Origin of the sequence: Devosia sp. SL43 (assembly GCF_021729885.1) — a bacterium.
Classification (GTDB): domain Bacteria; phylum Pseudomonadota; class Alphaproteobacteria; order Rhizobiales; family Devosiaceae; genus Devosia.
Genome location: NZ_CP063401.1, coordinates 246,371 through 268,371, shown reverse-complemented (window position 1 = coordinate 268,371; position 22,001 = coordinate 246,371). Strand labels below are relative to the sequence as shown.

Below are 22,001 nucleotides of genomic sequence, written 5' to 3'. Positions count from 1 at the left end.
TCTCGCCGTAGCGTCTCCCTGTTTGCGGGAGGTTTTCATGAGCTTGGCAGAACGTGTGGACGCGGCAATCGATGCCGCGCTGGTGCAGCGCATTGTTGGCTGCGTCATCCTGATCAACAAGGATGGGCAGGAAATTTATGCCCGCGCCGCCGGTCTTGCCGATCGCGAGTCGGGTCGGACGATGCAGCGCGACGCGATCTTCCGGCTGGCGTCGGTGACCAAGCCGATCGTCGCGACGGCCATATTGCGGCTGGTCGACCTGGGGTTGATCGGGCTCAACGACAAGGTCACGCGCTACCTGCCGTGGTTTACCCCTGATAATCCGGACGGCAGGCCCGCCGACATCAGGATAAAGCACCTGCTCAGCCATACGTCGGGGCTGGTCTATGCTCGCGTGCCGGCCGATGCCAGTGGCGGGTTGAGCGGGGTGATCAATCCGCTCAACGAGACACTTGTCAACATCGCCAAGGTGCCGCTGGCCTTCGCGCCGGGGACTGGGTGGGACTATGGCACCAGCATCGACGTACTGGGCGGGGTTCTGGCGGCCATCAACGGCTCCGATGTCGAGGACGCGCTGCTGCGCCACGTCACCGGTCCGCTCGGGATGACCGACGCACATTTCTACGTCACCGACCCGGCGCGTTTGGCGACCCCCTATGCCGATGGTACACCGCCGGTTCGCATGGGCGAGCCGCATGCGATTGTCAGTGCCGATGGTAGCACCACGGTATTTTCGCCGTCGCGTATCTTCAATCCAGCGGCAGCGCAGAATGGCGGCGCCGGTATGGCGGGGACAGCCGACGACATCCTCAAGATGCTCGAAGTCTACAACGGAGCGCCGGGCCTGTTGACACCGGAGACGGTGGAACTGGCGCTGGCCAACCAGATCGGCGACCTGGAGCGCCGCCCGCATGATGCGGGTAAACGCTTCAGCTTCATCGGAGCGGTGCTGGACGATGCTGTAGCGGCGAACAACCCCTGCCCCGTCGGCACGGTCGATTGGGGCGGCGCTTGGGGCCATAACTGGGTGGTCGACCCGATCAACAAGATCACGATCGTGGTGTGCACCAATACGACGTTCGAAGGCTGCAATGGCCCGTTCCGCGACGACATCCTGCGCGCGGTTTACGCATGAATATCGAACAACGACTGGATGCCGTCGCCGACAAGGCGATTGCGGAGAACAAGATCGTTGGGACCGTGCTGATCGTCCGCAAGGACGGCGATGTGGTCTATGAAAGGGCGCATGGACTGGCAGATCGCGAGGCCGGGCGACCGATGACGGTCGATACCATCTTCAGGCTATCGTCGCTGACCAAGCCGATCGTGGCGGCGACAGTGCTGGCCCTTGTCGATGCTGGCAAGCTGCGGCTGGATGCGCCGGTAGCGACTTATCTGCCCGATTTCCGACCGAGGCTGACCGATGGCAGCCAGCCGGACATCACCATCGATCACCTGCTGACCCACACATCCGGGTTGAGCGTGGCATCGATTCTGACGGCAGAGGAACAGGCGACAAGGGTCAATCGCTGGCACTTGGGCGCCGACGCGATCGTGGCGCGGATCGCGGCCCTACCCTTGCAGTTTGCGCCCGGCGGAGGCTGGTCCTATGGCCCATCGATCGATGTCCTGGGCGTCATCGCGTCCAGGGTCTCGGGCGGAACGCTGGACGACACGATCCGGCAATTCATTACCGGTCCGCTACGCATGGACGACAGCCGGTTTGGGGTCACCGATGCGGCGCGGCTGGCTGCACCTTACGCCGATGGCGCAGCGGGTCCGGTGCTAATGGGCGATCCTCACAGCGTTCCCAACCCGTTTGGTGGCATGACCACGTTCGATCCCGGACGGATATTTGATGCAAGGGCCTTTCAGTCCGGCGGCGGGGGCATGGCGGGGACTGGTCCCGATTTCATGCGCCTGCTGGAAGCGCTCCGAACCGGGGGCGGAGCAGTTCTGAAGCCCGAAACCGTTCTTCTGGGCCTGGGCAACCGTACGCCCCTGTTGGCACAGTCGCAGGGTCCAGGCTGGCTGTTCAGCTATTTCGGCGCATGGCTGGACGATGCGCAAGTAGCAGGTTCACCCGCGGCCATCGGCACCAATCGCTGGGGGGGCATTTATGGACACAACTGGTTCCTCGATGCGGAAAACGGCCTGTCAGTGGTGTCGATGAGCAATACCGGGCTCGAAGGCTGCGACGGCGCCTATAAGGAAGCAGTGCGCGACGCTGTGTATGCCGGGCTCTAGCGGTTGCCCCCTGCCCGCCCGGCTTATACCTTTGACGTGACTCGGAGACTGACATGCGCATCGCCACCTGGAACATTGCCGGTATCAAGGCCCGGCTCGAGCTCCTGCTCAAGTGGCTGAGCGAGGAGAAGCCCGACATCGTCGTGCTGCAGGAGACCAAGACGGTCGACGAGAACTTTCCGCGACTGGAGATCGAGGCGCTTGGCTACAATGTCGAGTTCCACGGGCAGAAGAGCTGGAACGGCGTCGCCATCCTGTCGCTGCTGCCGTTCGACGAGGTGACACGCGGGCTGCCGGGCGACGACAGCGACGAACAGGCGCGGCTGATCGAAGGCGTGTTTTCGGTGGAAGGCGGCGCTATCCGGGTTTGTGGCATCTACCTGCCCAACGGCAATCCCGTCGACAGCGAGAAGTTTCCGTACAAGCTGAATTGGATGCGGCGCCTGGAAAGCTTCGTCGAGGGTCGGCTGGAGTTGGAAGAGCCGTTCGTGTTGCTCGGCGACTTCAATATCATCCCGGCGCCCATCGACGCGCATAATCCCGAAGGCTGGTGGGGTGACGCGCTGTATCGGCCCGAGAGCCAGGAGCGCTGGCGCTCGCTGCTTAACCTGGGGCTGACCGATGCGTTGCGCTCAACGACGAGCGAGCCGTCCTACACATTCTGGGATTTCCAGGCCGGTGCCTGGCGGCGCAATGCCGGTATCCGTATCGACCACCTGCTACTGTCGCCGCAGGCGGCAGACCGGCTGGATTCGGTGATGGTGCACAAGGATGTCCGCGGCTGGGACAAGCCGAGCGATCACGTGCCGGTCGAGGGCACGTTCCGCTTCTAACGTTCGCCGGATCAGAACCCGGCGAACTGCGGTGCGATGGTGGTGGCCAGCGAGGATGCCTCGGCCTGATCTTCCGGCGTTGAGCTGGCGAGAGCCGTGTTGAGCATGTCGCCAATCCAGCCGGCATCAGCCGTGCCCGCACAGCGCTGCTGGGCGACCGTCAGCCACATCAGGCCTTCGATCGGCTGAGGCTCGATGCCCTCTATGCCATGGAACAGCAGCTGGCCGAGCTGGGCCTGTGCCGGGCAATGACCCTTGCGGGCGGCGAGCGAGAACCAGCGCGCGCTTTGCAGCGGGTTCACGCCAAGTTCGTCTTCCTGAAGATACAGCAGGCCAACGCGGTATTGCGCATCGGCATCACCGAAATAGGTGGCGGCGTGCAGCAGCAGCGCGTGCGAGCGTTCGGCATCGACGGGGATGCCGGCATCGGGCAGGCCCTGCTTGTAATAGTCGCCAACCTTGACGAAGGACTGCGCGACGATATCGGCTTCGACGCCCTTGGGTGCGGCGTCGGCATGCTGATTGGCGATCTGGGCGAAATAGCCGAAGGCCTTGACCAGGTCGCGATCAACGCCCTCGCCGTTCTCGTACATGATGCCAAGCTGCCACATGGCCATGGGCTGGCCAGCATCGGCCGCATCCTCAAGCGCGGCGAGCTGGTCGGCGCGCGATACGCCGCCCCCAGCTCCGTCGAGCATGTTGGCCATATTGAGCGCAGCATCAGCTGCGGTCTGTGCGTGCACGGGCAGGATCGACGCCGCGAGGGCGAGGAAGGCTCCCATTGTCACGGAAATCAGGGAATTGTCCCCAATGGTCCGCATCATACTCCTTTTGCCCGCGGGGTAGCAGGCTACATTACCATCACGAACCCGGTGTTCCGGGCTCCGCTCGGGCGCGCCAGCTATGGCGGCTGCGCCCATCCATCCTTGCTGCCAGTCTGTCCCCGCTGACGCTGCGGGGAAAGTCGGCGTTAAGAACTCGGTAAACTTCGTTTGTGACCGGATTGAAGCCGAACTCTTCACAACAAAGCGCTCGACATCATTGGGTAGGCGCCAACTCTTGCGGTGGCTTGGGTCACGTCGAAGTCTTCCTTTCGCCCAGAGCCAAAACCGCAGAAATCCGGCAAAGCGCCGCATTTCGCAACTTCGGCCGACGGGCCGAGACACCAGAGGATGAAAACTCGCAGGCGTACAGACAATCGTCCGAGCCCACAGGCCATCCGCCCCCAGATGCCTATGCCGTCTCGTTTAGGGTGAGATTGTGGCGACAAACATCGCCAAAACGTTGCTGCCGGGTGCCGGCAAATCGATTCAGAGGGGCTGTTGCGGAATCGTCACAGACTCGTGTCGCAACTGTTTCCCAACGGCAACGGACGGCAACTTATGCGTAGCTCACGGGGTTGTGTTGCCCCTTCCGATCCGCATACTGGCCGGACAAGAGCCCAAGGAGTGCATCATGAAAACCGTGTCCGAAACGACAGGAGTTCTTCATCAACAGGACATGACAGTTCATGCACTCTCGAAAAATGTGGACGGAGTCGCGCGAAAACGCCGGCCGTAACCACCTCTTCTCCCGCATTCTTGCCAGACTGACCAACCGCCGGGGCTCCGTGCCCGTGCGCCCGCAGTCACGCTTCAGCAAATTTCTGGGCTATTACCGCCCCTATGTGCCGCTGCTCGTCGCCGATCTCGCTTGCGCGGTCTTGGTTGCGGCGACGGCAATCGCCCTGCCGCTCTGTGCCAGCTACATCACAACGCGCCTGCCGGATCTGGCCGCCGCCGATGATGGGATGCTGCAAATCCTGACCATGGGCGGGATCATGCTGGGCGTGTTCCTGGTCCAATCCCTTGCCACCTACTTTGTCGACTATCAGGGCCATGTCATGGGCGCCCGCATCGAGGCGGACGTGCGCCGCGAACTGTTCGAGCACTGCCAGAAGCTGTCGTTCAGCTTCTATGATCGGCAACGGACAGGCCAGCTGATGAGCCGGATCAGCAATGACTCGCTGTGGCTGGGTGAGTTGTTCCACCATGGGCCTGAAGACATCGCCATCAGCGTGCTCAAATTTGGCGGCGCCATGGTGGTGCTCACGATCATCGATCCAGTGCTGGCGGGGCTCATTGCGCTGCTGGTGCCGTTCGCGGTGCTCTATGCGCAGCATTTCAACGGTCGCATGAACGTCGCTCTCAAGAGCAGCAAGGAACGCATCGCTTCGGTCAATGAGAGGGTCGAGGACGCACTGGCCGGCGTGCGTGTGGTGCAGTCGTTTGCCAATGAGGACATGGAGCTGCGCCGCTTCGAGGTCGAGAACCAACGCTTCTTCCAGAGCCGGGCGGCGGGCTATCGCAGTGAGGCCCTACTCTGGGTGGGCATGGATGGCTTTTCCCAGATCGTGACGATCATGGTGATCGTGGCCGGGGCGTTGCGCATCCTCAGTGCCGACCTGACGGTGGCAGATTTGCTGACCTTTCTGCTCTGCGTTGGCGTGCTGGTTGATCCGGTACGGCGGCTGGATAACTTTATCCGGCTTTGGCAGGAGGGCTATACCGGGTTTGTCCGAGCCATGGAGCTGCTGGAAGAGCAGCCCGATATCGTCGATCGGCCGGGAGCAGTGGATCTGGGCGAGGTGGCTGGGGCGATCAGCTTCCGCGAAGTGGGCTTCCGCTATGAAGAGGACGGCCCGCATGTGCTCAACCGGTTGTCGCTCGACATCAGGCCGGGTGAATTCGTCGCGCTGGTCGGACCATCGGGGGTGGGCAAGAGCACACTCTGTGCGCTGATCCCGCGGTTTTACGACGTGGCGTCGGGCGCCATCACCATCGATGGGCACGACGTGCGCGACGTTACGCTTTCCTCGCTGAGGCAAAGCGTCGGCGTGGTGCAGCAGGACGTCTATCTGTTCAGCGGCACGGTGGCGGAGAATCTGCGCTATGGCCGGCCCGATGCCACCGATGACGACATCATCGCGGCGGCGACGGCGGCCAATGCGCATGACTTCATCAGCGCCCTACCCCAGGGCTATGACACCGATATCGGCCAGCGCGGCGTAAAGCTCTCGGGCGGGCAGAAGCAGCGACTGACGATTGCACGCGCCTTCCTAAAGGACCCGGCAGTGCTGATCTTCGACGAGGCCACCAGCGCGCTCGACAATGAGAGCGAGCGTGCCGTGCAGCAAGCGCTGTTGGCCTTGACCAAAGGGCGGACGACTGTGGTCATCGCCCATCGGCTATCGACGGTGCGGAATGCCGATCGGATCCTGGTGCTGACGGCGGATGGCATTGCCGAGGAAGGCACGCATGAGGTGCTGATGGCGGCAGATGGACTGTATGCCGGGCTGCATCGGGTGCAGGCGAGCATTTAGTCGAAAGCGGCCGGCGCTAGAGCCAGCGCTGGCCGCGCATCCACCAGACAATGCCCAGAGAGAGGATGAACAGCGTCACGCATACGGTCCAGAAGGCGTGTGGGTTGTCCGAGAACGGAATGCCCGCAACGTTCATACCAAGCGCGCCGGTCAGCAGCGTCAGCGGCATGAAGACGACCGTCACCGCGGCGAGGATAAGCATGGTGCGGTTCATCTGCTCGGCCCGCGCATCAATGATCTGTTCGTGCACCAGCACGGCGCGCTCTGAGAGCGCCTGGAGCTCGTCGCCGATGCGAGCAGAGCGGGCCGAGGCTTCGCGCAGGCGCAGGCGGTCGCGGGTGGTGAAGAAACTCAGATCCTCGATTTCGAGCGTGTTGAGTACGTCGCGCTGCGGCCAGACGATGCGGCGGAAACTGATGAGATTGCGACGCAGGTCGGCCAAGCGACTATTGGCCTTGGTGTTGTTCTGTACGATCAGCGCTTCCTCGATGCTGTCGAGGCGATCGCCGAGCATCTCCACCAGCGGTTCGAGCCGGTCGGCGGCGCGCAGACCCATTCGAGCCACCAGATCGGCGGGGGAGACTGGCGCATGGTGGGAGGCGACCCATTTCGTAACGCCGACGAAATCGAGAATGTTCAGCTCGGACGCGATGATGACGCGCCCCTTCTCGATCCACAGCGTCAGCAACTGGCGGCCAATATCGTCGGGTTCGGCGCCTGGGCGAGCGACGCGCATGACGACCATGGCGTGATCCTCGATGACGGTGCAGCGCGAGCGTGTGCTGGGCACGGTCAGCAGGTCGGCATTGAAGGCACCCAGTTCCTGCTTCAACCAGACCTTGAATTCGGGCGATTTCGAGTTGCCGCAGACCAGCTTGAAGCCGCGGACGGGCACCTTTGGCTCCTCTGCGCTCGGCTCGTGACGCAGGACGCCGCCCTTGCCATCAAAGACGAGGACCGCACCGACGCCCACCATGCCGTTGGCGACATGGCGAGCTGGCGGTTCGCGTGGGATATCGTCCATGGTGGGTCTCAGCTCAAGCGCTTGAGGGCTTCGATGATGTGATGACGCCGTTCGATGGCAGCTTCACGACGGGCCTTCTGTTCCTCGATCACCTCTTCGGGCGCCTTGGAAACGAATTGCTCATTGCCGAGCTTCTTGTCGATCTGGGCGATTTCGGCGTCGAGCTTTGTCACTTCCTTTTCGAGCCGGAGCTTTTCGGCTGCGATGTCGATGAAGCCGGCCAGCGGCAGGGCGAAGGTGGCTTCGCCGACAACGAACTGGGCGGATTCGCCGGGGACCACGGTCTGCGGCGAGATTTCCTCGAGGCGGGCCAGGCGGGTGATCAACGAGGTGCCGGCGACGAGGCGCTTTAGGGTGGTTTCCCCTGCCCCGACCACCACCATCGGCAGCTTGGCGCCGGCGGGGACGTTCATTTCCGAGCGGACCGAGCGGACATTGGTGATGACGTCGATCAGCCAGGTGAGCTCTGCATCGGCGTCGGCATCCTCGAGGCCGGACAGGTCGGGCCATTCGGTAAGGATCAGCATGCTGGACCTCTTGGACCCGAACTTGCCGGTCTCGGCCCACAGCTCTTCGGTGACGAAGGGCATGAAGGGATGGAGGATCGTCAGGATCTGGTCGAGAGCCCACGCCGCTGTGGCGCGGGTTTCGGCCTTGGCGGCCTCGTCCTCGCCCAGCAGCACCGGCTTGGCGAATTCGACATACCAGTCGCAGAAGGTGCCCCAGACGAAATCGTAGGCGGCATTGGCGGCTTCGTTGAACTTGTATTCGACAATGCCCTGGGTGACGGCGGCAGCGCCGCGTGCCGTTGCACCGACGATCCAGCGGTTGAGCGCGAGCTTGTTGGCCTTGGGGTCGTAACCCTCGACGCGGCGGCACTCGTTCATTTCGAGGAAGCGCGCGGCGTTCCAGATCTTGGTGACGAAGTTGCGGTAGCCCTCGACGCGCTGCAGCGACAGCTTGAGGTCACGGCCTTGCGCGGCCATGGCGGCGAGGGTGAAGCGGGTGGCGTCGGCGCCGTATTGATCGATGAGTTCCAGCGGGTCGATGACGTTGCCCTTGGTCTTGCTCATCTTCTGGCCCTTCTCGTCGCGGACCAAAGCATGCATGTAGACCGTGTGGAACGGCTCTTCATCCAGGAATTCAAGACCCATCATCATCATCCTGGCAACCCAGAAGAAAATGATGTCGAAGCCAGTGACAAGAACGTCGGTCGGGTAGTAACGGCGCAGTTCGGCGGTGTCATCCGGCCAGCCCAGGGTCGAAAACGGCCAGAGGGCGGAGGAGAACCAGGTGTCGAGGACGTCTTCGTCGCGCTTGAGGGCTACCGGGTTGCCGTAATGCTTAGTGGCCAGCGCCTGGGCTTCGGCTTCATCGTAGGCGACGAAGGCCTCGTTGTCCGGGCCGTACCAGGCCGGAATCTGGTGGCCCCACCACAGCTGGCGGGAAATGCACCATGGTTTGATGTTTTCGAGCCAGGCGAAATAGGTGTTTTCGTATTGCTGCGGCACGAACTTGGTGCGGCCCTCGCGGACGGCGGCCATGGCCGGCTGGGCCAGAACGTCGGCCTTGACCCACCACTGGTCGGTCAGGAAGGGTTCGATAACGACGAGTTTGGACTTCTCGTCATGCGGGACCATGATCTTCTTGTCCTCGATGTGATCGAGGCCACGGGTCGGGTCAGCTTCGGCGAGCGCAGTCAGGTCGGCGACAATGGATTTGCGGGCGACGAAGCGATCGAGGCCGCGATAGGCGGCGGGGATGGCCTCGGCTGATGTGATCGAGCCGTTGGTGGTGAAGACGTTGATCTGTTCGAGATTATTGCGGACGCCGACTTCGAAGTCGTTGAAATCGTGGGCAGGCGTGATCTTGACCGCGCCGGTGCCCAGTGTCGGGTCGGCGTACTCGTCGGCAACGATGGGGATGCGGCGACCGACCAGCGGCAGATCGACGAACTTGCCGACGAGCGGGGCGTAGCGCTCGTCTGTCGGGTGGACGGCGATACCGCTGTCGCCCAGCATGGTCTCGGGACGGGTGGTAGCGACGACGATGTAGTCGCGGGTTTCCCACTCGGTGGGGTTGCCGTCTTCGTCATGGGCGATGGGGAACTGGTAGGTGACGCCATCGGCCAGTGGATAGCGCAGGTGCCACATGTGGCCCTTGATCTCGATGTTTTCGACTTCGAGATCGGAAATGGCGGTTTCGAGACCCGGATGCCAGTTGACCAGGCGCTTGGCCCGATAGATCAGGCCTCGCTGGTGCAGCTCGACGAAGACCTTGGTGACGGCACGAACCATCTGGTCGTCGGCGACGCCGTTTTCACCCATGGTGAAGCGTTCGCGGGAGAAATCAGCCGAAGCGCCGAGGCGCTTGAGCTGGTTCATGATGGTGCCGCCGCTCTCGGCCTTCCAGTCCCAGATGCGCTCGACGAACTTCTCGCGGCCCATCTCACGGCGACCGGGCTGCTGGCGCTCCATCAGCTGGCGCTCGACGATCATCTGGGTGGCGATGCCAGCATGGTCGGTGCCGGGCTGCCAGAGCACGTCCTTCTTCAGCATGCGATTGAAGCGGACGAGGATGTCCTGGATCGTGTTGTTCAGCGCGTGGCCGATATGGAGCGAGCCGGTGACGTTGGGCGGCGGAATGACGATGGTGAAGGTCTCGGCGCCAGGGGCAGCCCCTGCCCCGGCCGCAAAGGCGTTGGCCTTGAGCCAATCGGCATAGACGCGGTTTTCAACCGCTGATGGCTCATAGGACTTTTCAAGCATTGGTCACTCGCAACAGCAGCGACCCGCCGATGCTGACATTGGCGGGTCGGATAAACAGGTTGGCAGACTTCAAGCAAATGCGGGATGCGGGGTCAACCGTATCGCGTCAGGATAGGTCACTCGCCGCGCGAAATGCGGGAGATTTCCTTTTCCACCATGCGCTCGACGACGGACGGTAGGTTCTCGTCGAGCCATTCCTTGAGCATGGGGCGCAGCATGTCGCGCATCAGCGACTCGATGGTGGCGCTGGTATTGCCAAGTCCCAGGCCATTGAGCTTGGTCATGGACGAGCGCACTGCAGATTGGGTCGCCGGCTCAAGCAGCTGATCGGCGATGTCGCTCGACAAGGTCGGATCGGGCATCGGCGCCGCCTCGGCGATGCTGGGTTGGGGGCGCGGCGGAGGCGCAGCGCGGACTGGTTCCGGCTCCGGCTCGACCGGTCGGGGCGCGGCTCGCTGAACTGGGGCTGGTGGTGGCGGGGTCGGTTCGAGCTGGCGCATCGGCGGCGGATCGAATGACGGCAGGCCGTCATCGGCGTCCTCGATGGAGAATCCAATATCCTCGGGATCGACCAATTGTGGAGCGAACGCCAATGGCGTCTCTTCCTCGGCGCTTTCGGTATCAGCCAGGATCGAATCGAAACTGAAGCCGGCTACGTCGTCATCTTCCGCAGCGGCTTCAGGTACGATCTGGTTGGGCGAGAGAGCCAGCGGTTCCATGTCTTCCAGCATATCGCTGAGATCGCGATCGAGTGGATCAGCCAAGCCGCGTGCGGGCGCGGCCTGCATCGGCGGGGGAGCGGCCTGGATTGTGGGCCGGCGTGGAACCCCTGCGGCGTCGTCATCGGCAATGATCTGCCGGATGGACGAGAGAATTTCGTCCATCGAGGGTTCTTTGGGTGCCGGCTTGTTCATCAGTGCCTCTTACTCATGCGCTCGAACCGGGTGCGGCCCCCGCCAAAAATACGGCCAAACCCTGATTCGTACGCCTACCTTAGACCCAGAAGGCGAAATTAGGAATCGCCGCGGCATGTATGCAAGAGGTCTTCCACCAAAACTTGTGGCAGAAGGCATTGTCAGCACAATGGATGGATGTTTCTGGCTGCGTTCTGCGGCTTCCCAACTCGCCTGACCCACCTTCATGCCCGCAAAGCGGGAATGCCGTGGTGGGTCGATGCCGATGGAAGCCAGCTGGATCAGTCCTCGACGCTGCGCAATTCCTGCCAGACGTCGTCGACGGTCTGCGTGTAGGTGACGGCAGACTTAACCTCGACATTGAGGGCCAGATCGGTCGCGGTCAAGTGGCCCATGGCCGAGAGCAGCGAGAAGGTGGCCAGCACCTTGTTGGCCGAGGCGTTGATGAGGCCCTCACGAGCTGTGGTCAATTCGGCCTGGGCGTTGAGCACGTCGAGCGTGGTGCGGGTGCCCAGATCGCGTTCCTGAATGACGCCATCCAGCACGGTGCGTCCGGCAGAGACAGCGGCATTGGCGGCCGAAATCTGCGCGTCGGCGCTCTGGATGCCGGCCCAGGCAGAAATCACGGCCTCGCGGATCTGGTCATAGGCGGACATGGCATCCACCTCGGACTTGATCTGGTTGATATTGGCCTTGCGCACGCCAGCGCCGATGGCGCCGCCGGCATAAATCGGCACGGTGATCTGGAAACCAACAGAACCGCTGAACCCATCTCCGGCCGCGCCGGCGGTGCCTGACCAGCGGCTGCCAATCTGACCGCTGATGCTCGCGGTGGGGCCAAAGGCGGCCTGGGCGCCATCGCTGGCGGCCTGAGCGGCGCGGATCGCGGCCTTGGCCATCAGGATCGCCGGGTGACCCGCTTCGGCCTCGGAGATGGCCGACTGCAGGCTGGACGGAATGAGACGGCCGAAGTTGTGCGACGAGTCGAGGCTCTGCGGTGCCGTGCCGACGTAGCGCTGGAATGTCGCCTGGCTGATCTCAAGACTGGCCTGGGCAGCGCGGTAGGTCGCATCGCCCTGCGCAAGGCGCGCCTGGGCCTGCGCCACGTCGATGCGCGTGCCCTCACCCACATCGAGCCGATCCTGCGCGGATTGCAGCTGCGCCTGGAAGAAGTTGACGTTCTCCTGCCGCAACGCGACGAGCTGCCGGTTGCTCAGCACGTTCATGTAGGCCTGCACGACCGCCAGCAACACGTTCTGTTCGGTATTGCGAATCTGGTACTCGGCCACTTCCGCACCGGCGCGAGCGGCTTCGATCTGCGCTTCGGTCTGGAAATTGTCGAAGATGGTCTGGTTGTAGGATATGCCGGTGGTGATGGACGGTCCACCGCTGAACGCGCCGTTCGACAGACTGCCGCTATAGTTACCCGCAAGCGACGCCCCGATGGTGGGGCGCTTGCCGGCTTCGGCCAATGCGATGTTTTCCGCCGACGCCTTGGCGTCGAGCAGCGCCGCCTGCAGGTCGGGTGCGTGATTGTAGGCGGCTGTCAGCGCCTGAGTGATCGACTGCGCCTGTGCGCCACCCATAGCAAATGAAGCCAGGCTCAGAGCCAGCGCACTTGCGACCAAATTCCCGCGAAAACTCATGGCCCGCCTCCAAGTCTCAGAACAGTATGCGCGGCAGATGGTGTTAACAACCAGCTGCAACAATCCCAACAAAACGTTAATGCGCGATTTATGCCCGCCGTGTTCCAGCGGCAACACTGGGTTGCAACCCACGCTCAAAAAACAAAATCCTCAACTGCCTGCGGCGCAAGCAGCGGTGGCAAGGTGGCATTGAACTCACCTCGCGCAGTGATGGTCGTGCCAGCCTTTACGAAGACATTGGCAACCGCGACGCGACCTTGGCGAACCAAAGCGACCAGTCGCCCCCCGTCCTTAAGCGCAGCGAAGAAGGTGTCGGGAACATTATCGAGTGCACCCTGCACGATGACCACGTCGAACTGCCGGCCGCGCAACGCAGCGATGTCGCCAGCCACGATGTCAGCATTGGCGAGGCCCAATCTTTCGAGATTGGCGCGGGCAAGACCAACCAGACCTGCATCGGCCTCCAGGCCGGTCGCGGATGCCGCGTAACCAGCGATGACCGCAGTCGCGTAGCCGGTGGCCGCGCCGATATCGAGCACATGGTCTTTCTCGGTGATTTCAGCCAGTTGCAACAGCTTGGCCAGCAAAGCCGGGGGCGGCATGAAGCGGCGCGCGGGAGGCTGGCCCAGCCACTGGACATCGTCGACATAGGCAACGGCCTGGCGATCGGCGGAGACAAAGAGCTCGCGCGGAACAGCGGCCATGCTGGCCAGAAGGCGATGCTCGGTCACCCCGCTGGTGCGCAGCTGGTTATCCACCATGTAAGCGCGTACGCGCTCGAAATCAGTCATTGGGGATGCCCGCCCGCGTCAGTCCATATGCTGGACGTGAATATCCGCCGAGGTGGCGGCTGACAAGGCGGGATCGTGCGCCGCGACAAAATGGGCGGCGCATAGGTGCTATGTGATCGGCACAGCCATTGGTCAGGAGGTGGCCACCCGAGCAATGAGTCATCGTATCGTGATTTGCAGCGATGTCGATACAGTCTGAAGATAAGGCTGGGAGGCGCGATGCTTCGGCAACTGTCAGCGACATTCTTTCTGATAACGCTCACCGCGGGACCCGCGCTGGGCGCATGCCCACCGGCTGTACCCGGCTCACTGCCGGAGGAAGTGCGCGCCAATGGCGACCGACTCATCTGCCTGCAGAATGAGCTGGCGGAGGACACCGCGCGACGCAGATATGAGTTCGAGCTCAAGATGCTGGAGAACAAAATCCAGGACATCCAGCTCCAGCAGCGGCTCAACGCCTTTGTGCCGGTCTACAAGCCCCTGCCGGTGTTCCAGTAGACACACCCGACAGCGTCCGTCGATGAAGATTGATGGAGGCCTCGTCCGGAATTGAACCGGAGTACGCGGATTTGCAATCCGCTGCGTCACCACTCCGCCACGAGGCCTCTGGCGCCGGTATCTAAGCCAGCGCCAAGTCTTATGCAAGATCGGGAGTTGCCAAACCGTTATCGCGGTCGCCAGCACAATTTGGCTTCACCCAGATTGCGGGCTTGCTTAGGGTGCCGCCGCACAAAGGGGAATCGCGGTGAGCCAATCGCTGACAGGGGGCGCCGTCGGGCGACGGGATTATCTGCAGCCGGTAATGGCCGGCGCTTTGGCGGCCGTGGTGGGCTATGCAAGCACGTTCACGCTGGTACTGGCGGCGCTGACGGCGGCGGGTGCTTCGCCGCAGCAGGCCGGCTCGGGCCTGATGAGCGTCTGTATCGCCATCGGTATTCTCAACATCGTGGTCAGCGCGCGGGTCAGACTGCCGGTGAGCTTTGCCTGGTCGACGCCGGGCGTGGCCTTCATCCTGACGGTGGGCGAGCCGGTGGGTGGGTTTCCGGCGGTTGCGGGTGCGTTTCTCGTCGCGGCCGGGCTGATCGTGCTGACCGGGCTGATCAAGCCGCTGGCGCGGCTGATTGCGGCCATTCCATCGGCCATCGCCAATGCCATGCTGGCGGGCATGCTGCTGACGCTATGTCTGGCGCCGATCACTGCAGTGGCCGAGATGCCGTTGCTGGCCTTACCAATCCTCTTGGCCTGGGTCATCGGGCTGCGCTTTGCACGGCGCTATGCGGTGCCGATCGCGGTGGTGGTAACGGGCGTGTTGCTGGCGACGACAACGCATCTGCCGGCAGGGGCGCTGGATGGCAGCTGGCCGGTTTTCGTGCCTGTCATGCCGGTGTTCACGCTCGATGCCATCGTGCGGATCGGGCTGCCGCTTTATGTCGTGACCATGGCCTCGCAGAACCTGCCGGGACTGGCAGTGATGAAGGCCAATGGCTTCGACCTGCCGCCGGCGCCCCTGTTCATCTTGACGGGCATTGCCAGCGCGGTGACGGCGTTTTTCGGTGGGCATAGCAGCAATCTGGCGGCGATCACGGCGGCGATTTGCGCCGGTCCTGAAGCCCATCCGGAGCGCAGCAAGCGGTGGCCGGCGCCGATCTCGGCGGGCGTGGTCTATCTGCTGCTGGCGCCGGGGGCGAGCCTGGCTGCGGCGTTTATCGCAGCATCGCCGCCGCTGCTGATCCAGGCCGTGGCCGGGCTGGCCCTCCTATCCAGTCTCACGGCGGCGCTGGCTGGAGCATTGGTGACCGAGGAGATGCGGCTCCCGGCCATCTTCACCTTCGTCACCACGGCGTCGGGAATCACCATTCTGGGCGTGGGTGCGCCATTCTGGGGCCTGGTGGGGGGTATTGCCATGCTGGTGCTGCTGCGCTTCGGCATCAAGCCGCCGGTGGAGAATACGGGCATATGAGCCTGCCACATGCCGTGATCATCGCCGGTGGCGAGGGACAGCGGCTTGGCGGCGTGCGCAAGGCCGACCTGCGGATCGGCGGGATGCGTCAGCTCGACCGGGTCATCCGCGCGCTGGGTGCGGTCGCGGCACCGGTGCTCGTCTCGGTCGGGCCTATGGGACGTTCCATCGGATTGGCGCCGGACTGTGTGGCCGTGCCAGATATCGTGGCGGAATGCGCGGGGCCGGTGGCGGGATTGGTGGCTGCGGTGGATTGGTTGGCGGGCCAGGAAATTGTGGACGGATTGCTGGTGTCGGCGGCTGTGGATACGCCGTTCCTGCCGCGGGACTTCGTGGCGCGCATGGGCGCGGCGCTGGGTGCGGCGCCGGCAGCTTTTGCGGCCTGGGGCGACGATTTTTATCCACCCAATGCAATCTGGCGGATCGAGGCGATAACCGCCCTGCCCGACCGGGTAAGATCTGGCGCGGCGCCGGCCAGCCTAAAGGCCCTGCTGCGGGAGCTAGGTGCGCGGCGGGTGGATTGGCAGACCGAGCGTAGCGACAATCCGTTTCGCAACATCAACACTGTAGCCGACCTGGTTGACCTGCAGCGGATAGCCGTGCGGGCCTGACATCGGTGACGAGTTATGCACACGCCGGGCAATTAGGGCTTGGCAAAGCAAAACAAGTTCGGTACACGGACCTCGCCTTCCCAGAAGGCATCGATTTTGTTCCGCGATAGCTCAGTTGGTAGAGCATTCGACTGTTAATCGAATGGTCGCTGGTTCGAGTCCAGCTCGCGGAGCCAATCACCCCCTACATTGATGAACTTGAGCGACGATGCCTATCAGGCGTCGCGCTCGCGTTCTGTCTCCACGGCCAGAACGGCGCTCTCGTCTTCCGACAGATTGGCGCCGGCGGCCCGCCACACGGTTTCGGACCGAAGGTCCGCGTCATGCACGATGACCTCGGTGCTGGTATCGCCGACGGTACCCGCCAGGTTGATGGCCGCAGCGATGGCAGCATCCCGGGTGGTGAAGGGCGCTGTGACATCGCCCTTGAAACTGATTTGCCAGGAATTTTCCCGTTGCGAGACGACGAAGTGATTGGTGACCATGCTAATCTCCTGCGCTAGCAACGCCAGCAGCCCGCTCTCGTTGCATCGGTGCGACCATTGCCAGCACAGGGCGGTCGCGGTAGGGCTGCGCGCATTTAGGCATTGGACCTTCTCAATATGGACGCCGTTCTGGCAAAGCCTGCACCGACAGTGCAGCGCACCTCGCTCATCATCATCCTGGCGGTCAGCGCGTCGCACCTGCTCAATGATCTGATGCAGTTCCTGCTGCCCGGGCTCTATCCACTGCTCAAGCAGGCCTATGGCCTCGATTATATGCAGATCGGGCTCATCACATTCAGCCAGCAGATCACGGCATCTATCCTGCAGCCGCTGGTGGGCTATTATTTCGACAAGCGGCCGATGGTTTGGGCTCTCGCAGGTTCGATGGTGTTCGCGCTGGCCGGCGTGCTGCTGCTCTCCACTGCCAACACATTTGGGCTGCTGGTGCTGGCGGCAATGCTTGGCGGTATCGGTTCGGCGATTTTTCACCCGGAGGCGTCCCGCGTGGCGAGGCTGGCCTCAGGCGGGCGACTTGGTTTTGCCCAATCGCTGTTCCAGGTGGGTGGCAATATCGGCACGTCGATCGGGCCGTTGGCTGCCGCATTCTTCCTGTTGCCGCGCGGCCAGGGCAGCGTCGCCTGGTTCGCCATCGTGGCGGTGACGTCGCTGGTGATCCTGGCGGCGGTGGGACGGTGGTATAGCGCGCATCAGCGGGCGCAGTCTGGCCGGCCGGTGCCCAAAGCGGTACCGCAGGTGCTGTCACGGCAACGGCTGCTGGTGGCGTTCGTCGTCATCGGGGCGCTGCTGCTGAGCAAGTATGTCTACATCACCTCGATCACCAGCTATTACAGCTTCTTCCTGATCGAGAAATTCTCGCTATCGGCCCAGGATGCGCAGCTCTACCTGTTCCTGTTTTTGGGCGCGATCGCGGCCGGCACCTTCATCGGCGGGCCGGTGGGTGACCGCTTCGGCAGATTGACCGTCATCTGGTGCTCCATCGTGGGCGCCCTGCCCTTTACGCTGTTGCTGCCGCATCTTGATATGACCTGGACGGCGGTGGTCAGCGTGATCATCGGCCTGGTGCTGTCATCGGCGTTTTCGGCGATCGTGGTCTATGCCCAGGAGCTGCTGCCCGGCAAAGTGGGCATGGTGGCAGGATTTGTGTTCGGATTTGCCTTCGGCGTGGGCGCGATCGGCGCCGCCGTGCTGGGGGCGATGGCCGATCGCATCGGCATTGTTTCAGTCTTCAACATCTGTGCGTTTCTGCCCGTCCTGGGGCTGTTGACCATCTTCCTGCCCCGGACCGCCGAACTGCATCCCAACAGAAAGGCCCCAGCATGAGCAATGGCAGCCACGTCGATCCCGAAAGCCAGATCACCCTGACCCGGACCATCGACGCCAACATATCGGACGTTTTCGCCGCCTGGACCGATCCGGCATTGATCGAGCAGTGGCAGGCAGACGAGGCGGAACTCGATGCCTTCGAGGGCGGCGAATACAAGTTTACCACCTTTGGCGACGACGAGGATCCGGAGGACCATACGGTCAGCGGGGAAATCCTGCAGTTCGTCGAGAACGAAAAGCTGGTGATGTCCTGGGTGCACCAGGATGACGAGGAAGACGGCGACGAGCTGATCTTCGTGCTGGAAATTGCGTTCAAGGCTTTGGGCGAGGACCAGACCCGGGTGACGATCACCGAACGCGGGCTGGCCCATGCCGATCCGGAATCGCGCATCTTCTCGATGGAAGCCTGGAGCGCGGCGCTCGAGCATCTGGCCGAGGTGATGGAATAGGCTGAACCTTTTCCCCTTTCAGCACGTATCTGCACAGCAACGGGGGGACCATGACCAACATCGCCTGGCTGCGCAACGACCTGCGCGTATCGGACAATCCTGCCCTGTCGGCCGCCATGCGCGGCGGCGAATGGGCGGTCGCGCTCTATATTCACGAGGCCGCCGATGGCGTGCGCCCGCCCGGAGCGGCGGCACGCTGGTGGCTGCATCAAAGCCTCGTGGTGCTCGGTAAGGATTTGGCGGCGTGCGGGGTCGAGCTTGTCGTTCGTGGCGGCGATCCTTCGGACGTCATCGCTGCGGTGATCAAGGAACACGACGCTCAGGCGGTGTACTGGAACAGGCGCTATGCGCCCGGCGAGCGTGCGGTCGATACGGCCATCAAGGCGGGCTTGCGAGAGCGCGGCGTGGCGACCGAGTCGTTCGGCGCCAATCTGCTGGTCGAGCCGTGGGACATCGCCACGCAGCAGGGAAAGCCCTATTCGGTGTTCACGCCGTTCTGGAAGACCTTGCGGGAGCGACCCATCGCGACGCCAATGCGCCGGCCTGATGCTGCCAAAGCGCTCAAGGTCGGTGCGATCGACGACGGCTATGGTACGCCGAAATGGGCTGCCAAGTTGCCGCAGCACTGGTCGATTGGTGAACGCGCAGCCCACAAGGCGCTGGATGATTTCCTGGAGGATCGCCTGGAGGGCTACGCGGAGGGCCGGGACTTTCCAGATCGGGACGCCACGTCGCGCCTGTCACCGCATCTGCGGTTTGGCGAGATCAGCGCGCGGCAGGTGTGGCACGCGGCAGAGGCCGTCGCGCATGCCGACCATCGCAAGCGCGCCGCGGTCGACAAGTTTCTCTCGGAGCTGGCCTGGCGCGACTTCAGCTACCACCAGCTCTATCATCGCGCCGATATCAGCGGGGAGCCGATGCAGCCCAAATATGGCGGGATGAGCTGGCGGGATGCGCCCATTGACTTGCGGGCGTGGCAGCGCGGCCAGACCGGGCTGCCCATTGTCGATGCCGGGATGCGGGAGCTTTGGGAGACCGGCTATATGCAGAACCGGGTTCGCATGCTGGTCGCATCACTGCTGGCCAAGAACCTGCTGATCGACTGGCGGCTGGGCGAGCAGTGGTTCTGGGACTGCCTGGTCGATGGCGATGTCGCCAACAATCCGGCGAGTTGGCAGTGGGTGGCGGGGAGCGGGCTCGATGCGGCGCCGTATTTCCGCATCTTCAATCCGGTAACGCAGGGCGAACGGTTTGACGGCAGCGGCAACTATGTAAGGCGCTGGGTGCCTGAGATAGCGGGCCTGCCCGACAAGTGGGTCCACCAGCCGTGGATGGCGCCCAAGGACGTACTTGCGGATGCCAGGGTCGTGCTGGGCAAGACCTATCCAAGGCCAATCGTCGACCTCAAGATGTCGCGCGAGCGGGCGCTGGCGGCAGCGCAGGAACTTTAGTTCAGCGGTGTGCCGCCAAGCTGAGCGCCCGATCGTGGGAATGATATTCTGCGGAACAGACACGGGCGCATACACATTGCGTCCAGGTGGGCGTGAACGAAAAGCACTGCCGTGACAGCCGGTTATCTCTTGCGGGTGACACAGTGCGCACCTACCATCAGGCAACAACAGCCCGCACAAAGATCCATGGCCAATCATAAAGACCTCATTTCCGCCATCGGCAATACGCCGCTGATCCGCCTCAACCGCGTCTCCCAGCTCACGGGATGCGACATCTGGGGCAAGGCGGAGTTTCTCAATCCCGGTCAGTCGGTGAAGGATCGCGCAGCGCTATTCATCATCCATGATGCGGTGAAGTCGGGCGCGCTCAAGCCGGGCGGTACAATCGTCGAGGGCACGGCGGGCAATACCGGCATCGGGCTGACGCTGGTGGCCAATTCGCTGGGATTCAAATCGGTGATTGTGATCCCCGAGACCCAAAGCCAGGAAAAGAAGGACGCGCTGCGCCTCTATGGCGCCGAGCTGATCGAAGTCCCGGCCAAGCCGTACAAGAATCCCAACAATTACATCAAGATTTCCGGCCGCCTGGCCGAGAAGTTGAACCGCGAGCTGCCCAACGGTGCAGTGTGGGCCAACCAGTTCGATAACACGTCCAACCGGCGTGCTCATGTCGAAACGACGGGCCCCGAAATCTGGCAGCAGACTGGCGGGCGCATTGATGGCTTCATCTGCTCGGTCGGTTCGGGGGGCACGCTGGCCGGTGTTGCCGAGGCACTGCGGTCGCGCAATTCCGATATCAAGATCGGGCTTGCCGACCCTGAGGGCGCGGCGCTGTACAACTATTTCGCCAATGGTGAGCTGAAATCATCGGGCAATTCGATCACCGAGGGTATCGGCCAGGGCCGCATCACGGCGAACCTTGAAGGGCTCAAGATCGACAATCCGTATCAGATTTCGGATGCGGAGGCCCTGCCCTACATTTTCGACCTGCTCGAACATGAGGGGCTGTGCCTGGGCGGATCGAGCGCCATCAACATCGCCGGTGCTGTGCGCATGGCGCAGGAGATGGGACCGGGCAAGACCATCGTCACGATCCTGTGCGACTACGGCAACCGCTATGCCAGCAAGATCTTCAATCCGGAGTTTTTGCACGGCAAGGGCCTGCCGGTGCCAAACTGGCTCGAAGGCAGGACGCCGATCGATATTTCGAGCGTGATCGAGGCGGAGCCGGTCTGAGACCGGCTCCAAGATCGCTAATTGGCCGAGAAGCCTAGATTGGTCGGCTTTTCGTGCCGGTAGGCCTGGCGATCTGGCGGAGCAGCCACGGTTTCGACCCGCTCCACTGAGAAATTGCGCGCCCGCAGGAGCCCCCGCCCCTGGAGCAGAAAGCCATAGTGGACGGACGCTGACTCGTCCGGGACGTCCATGGTGATGGTGTAATCCGCCCAGTCGCGCGTGCCGGTTAGTGGGACATCCTTCATTTCCAACAAATTGCTGAAGCGAAGCGCAGTGACGCGCTGACTATCGATACGAAGCCACATCGTGCCCGCGCCATCCAGATGTTCGGAGGATAGCTGGCAGGCGACCCGGATGCTGGCCCCGCGATAGGGCTCGGCGGAGATGCTTTGCGACATGGTGCCGAACTGGCTTTCGGTCGTGTGGTCGGCTATCGGCGTACTCTCGATCACGGCGCAACCCGGATGGTCCGGGTCGAGCCCCATGCGGAAAAAGCCGTCCGACCGGACGCTGCCATTTACCCAGCCTTCGGGCATGGGCATAGGAGCAAGCGCCAGAACGCTTGCCTCGATGCGGGCACTAAGGATGTTCCAGTTGGCGACACCGAACTGGCGGGCCACGAGTTCAAGGCAATCACTGTGGGAGACGTCGATCTCACGTTCGGCCAAAGCCTGCCGCAGCAGCTTGGCCATGAGTTTGGAGTCCATGAAACTATGCATGGGTTCGATCCTTCTCAAACGGGCAAATCGTAGTCAGTGCTCGCATTGCTGACGGCTTGCCCGGTGATCGGGGTCAAACCAGCAGGATAGTCGTGCATTCACCAATCCCAAAGGGGGTGCGAGCGGCTGGCTGCACGAGCCGACACAAAGACTACGCCGCGA

19 protein-coding genes and 2 tRNA genes are annotated in these 22,001 nt (G+C 62.9%); 12 read left to right on the top strand and 9 right to left on the bottom strand.

Annotated elements, in window-relative coordinates; genetic code table 11:
* Positions 1–37 precede the first annotated feature (37 nt).
* Genes IM737_RS01305 through xth form a run of 3 tightly spaced genes read left to right on the top strand, consistent with a single transcriptional unit; the run spans position 38 to position 3,080 of the window.
* The gene (locus tag IM737_RS01305; protein ID WP_236897728.1) at positions 38–1,135 is read left to right on the top strand and encodes a serine hydrolase domain-containing protein; all 1,098 of its coding nucleotides are present in this window, start codon (positions 38–40) and stop codon (positions 1,133–1,135) included.
* Positions 1,132–2,247: a serine hydrolase domain-containing protein gene (locus tag IM737_RS01300; protein WP_236897727.1), complete on the top strand. Its 1,116-nt coding sequence runs from the start codon at positions 1,132–1,134 to the stop codon at positions 2,245–2,247. Before IM737_RS01305 ends, IM737_RS01300 begins: the two co-directional genes overlap by 4 nt.
* 53 nt (positions 2,248–2,300) lie before the next feature.
* The gene (xth, locus tag IM737_RS01295; RefSeq protein ID WP_236897726.1) at positions 2,301–3,080 is read left to right on the top strand and encodes an exodeoxyribonuclease III; all 780 of its coding nucleotides are present in this window, start codon (positions 2,301–2,303) and stop codon (positions 3,078–3,080) included.
* Between the two features lie 11 nt (positions 3,081–3,091).
* Here the strand turns inward: xth and IM737_RS01290 are convergent, their stop codons facing one another.
* Positions 3,092–3,904, bottom strand: a complete 813-nt coding sequence (locus IM737_RS01290; protein ID WP_236897725.1) for a tetratricopeptide repeat protein — start codon at positions 3,902–3,904, stop codon at positions 3,092–3,094.
* Between the two features lie 686 nt (positions 3,905–4,590).
* Here IM737_RS01290 and IM737_RS01285 point away from each other — a divergent pair.
* Positions 4,591–6,441 carry an ABC transporter ATP-binding protein gene (locus tag IM737_RS01285; protein ID WP_236897723.1) on the top strand — a complete coding sequence of 617 codons (1,851 nt, stop codon included), beginning with the start codon at positions 4,591–4,593 and terminating at the stop codon, positions 6,439–6,441.
* Between the two features lie 16 nt (positions 6,442–6,457).
* Here IM737_RS01285 and IM737_RS01280 read toward each other — a convergent pair whose 3' ends face one another.
* The 5 genes from IM737_RS01280 to IM737_RS01260 form a co-directional block, all read right to left on the bottom strand.
* The gene (locus tag IM737_RS01280; RefSeq protein ID WP_236897722.1) at positions 6,458–7,465 is read right to left on the bottom strand and encodes a CorA family divalent cation transporter; all 1,008 of its coding nucleotides are present in this window, start codon (positions 7,463–7,465) and stop codon (positions 6,458–6,460) included.
* Between the two features lie 8 nt (positions 7,466–7,473).
* A complete protein-coding gene (locus IM737_RS01275) occupies positions 7,474–10,233 on the bottom strand; it encodes a valine--tRNA ligase (protein WP_236897720.1) in 2,760 nt (919 codons plus the stop codon).
* Positions 10,234–10,349: 116 nt separating this feature from the next.
* Positions 10,350–11,147: a PopZ family protein gene (locus IM737_RS20905; protein ID WP_272906540.1), complete on the bottom strand. Its 798-nt coding sequence runs from the start codon at positions 11,145–11,147 to the stop codon at positions 10,350–10,352.
* Between the two features lie 281 nt (positions 11,148–11,428).
* Complete coding sequence (locus IM737_RS01265; RefSeq protein WP_236897718.1) at positions 11,429–12,793, bottom strand: TolC family outer membrane protein; 1,365 nt, start codon at positions 12,791–12,793, stop codon at positions 11,429–11,431.
* 134 nt (positions 12,794–12,927) lie between these two features.
* Positions 12,928–13,584 (bottom strand): protein-L-isoaspartate O-methyltransferase family protein, encoded by a 657-nt coding sequence (locus tag IM737_RS01260; protein WP_236897716.1) that lies wholly within the window; start codon positions 13,582–13,584, stop codon positions 12,928–12,930.
* A 219-nt stretch (positions 13,585–13,803) separates the two neighbouring features.
* On the opposite strand from IM737_RS01260, the gene IM737_RS01255 reads away from it, so the two are divergent.
* Positions 13,804–14,082 (top strand): hypothetical protein, encoded by a 279-nt coding sequence (locus tag IM737_RS01255; RefSeq protein ID WP_236897714.1) that lies wholly within the window; start codon positions 13,804–13,806, stop codon positions 14,080–14,082.
* Between the two features lie 33 nt (positions 14,083–14,115).
* Here IM737_RS01255 and IM737_RS01250 read toward each other — a convergent pair.
* A tRNA-Cys gene (locus IM737_RS01250) sits at positions 14,116–14,189 on the bottom strand.
* A 140-nt stretch (positions 14,190–14,329) separates the two neighbouring features.
* On the opposite strand from IM737_RS01250, the gene IM737_RS01245 reads away from it, so the two are divergent.
* The 3 genes from IM737_RS01245 to IM737_RS01235 all read left to right on the top strand — a co-directional run bounded on the left by IM737_RS01245 (position 14,330) and on the right by IM737_RS01235 (position 16,331).
* Positions 14,330–15,544 carry a benzoate/H(+) symporter BenE family transporter gene (locus tag IM737_RS01245; RefSeq protein ID WP_236897712.1) on the top strand — a complete coding sequence of 405 codons (1,215 nt, stop codon included), beginning with the start codon at positions 14,330–14,332 and terminating at the stop codon, positions 15,542–15,544.
* Positions 15,541–16,155, top strand: coding sequence for a molybdenum cofactor guanylyltransferase (gene mobA, locus IM737_RS01240; protein WP_236897710.1), 615 nt, complete (start codon positions 15,541–15,543; stop codon positions 16,153–16,155). Before IM737_RS01245 ends, mobA begins: the two co-directional genes overlap by 4 nt.
* Positions 16,156–16,255: 100 nt before the next feature.
* Positions 16,256–16,331, top strand: a tRNA-Asn gene (locus IM737_RS01235).
* A 39-nt stretch (positions 16,332–16,370) separates the two neighbouring features.
* On the opposite strand, the gene IM737_RS01230 is transcribed toward IM737_RS01235, so the two are convergent.
* On the bottom strand, positions 16,371–16,640 hold the full coding sequence (locus tag IM737_RS01230; RefSeq protein WP_236897708.1) for a DUF2188 domain-containing protein: 270 nt from the start codon (positions 16,638–16,640) through the stop codon (positions 16,371–16,373).
* A 117-nt stretch (positions 16,641–16,757) separates the two neighbouring features.
* On the opposite strand from IM737_RS01230, the gene IM737_RS01225 reads away from it, so the two are divergent.
* From IM737_RS01225 to IM737_RS01210, 4 genes are all read left to right on the top strand, one after another.
* On the top strand, positions 16,758–17,981 hold the full coding sequence (locus tag IM737_RS01225) for an MFS transporter (RefSeq protein ID WP_236897706.1): 1,224 nt from the start codon (positions 16,758–16,760) through the stop codon (positions 17,979–17,981).
* A complete protein-coding gene (locus tag IM737_RS01220; RefSeq protein WP_236897704.1) occupies positions 17,978–18,433 on the top strand; it encodes an SRPBCC family protein in 456 nt (151 codons plus the stop codon). The genes IM737_RS01225 and IM737_RS01220 overlap by 4 nt, the downstream gene beginning before the upstream one ends.
* Before the next feature lie 50 nt (positions 18,434–18,483).
* Positions 18,484–19,884 carry a cryptochrome/photolyase family protein gene (locus IM737_RS01215; RefSeq protein ID WP_236897702.1) on the top strand — a complete coding sequence of 467 codons (1,401 nt, stop codon included), beginning with the start codon at positions 18,484–18,486 and terminating at the stop codon, positions 19,882–19,884.
* 186 nt (positions 19,885–20,070) lie between these two features.
* Positions 20,071–21,120 (top strand): cysteine synthase A, encoded by a 1,050-nt coding sequence (locus tag IM737_RS01210; RefSeq protein WP_236897700.1) that lies wholly within the window; start codon positions 20,071–20,073, stop codon positions 21,118–21,120.
* A 17-nt stretch (positions 21,121–21,137) separates the two neighbouring features.
* Here the strand turns inward: IM737_RS01210 and IM737_RS21045 are convergent, their stop codons facing one another.
* Positions 21,138–21,827, bottom strand: a complete 690-nt coding sequence (locus tag IM737_RS21045; protein WP_236897698.1) for a glyoxalase superfamily protein — start codon at positions 21,825–21,827, stop codon at positions 21,138–21,140.
* Between the last annotated feature and the right edge of the window lie 174 nt (positions 21,828–22,001).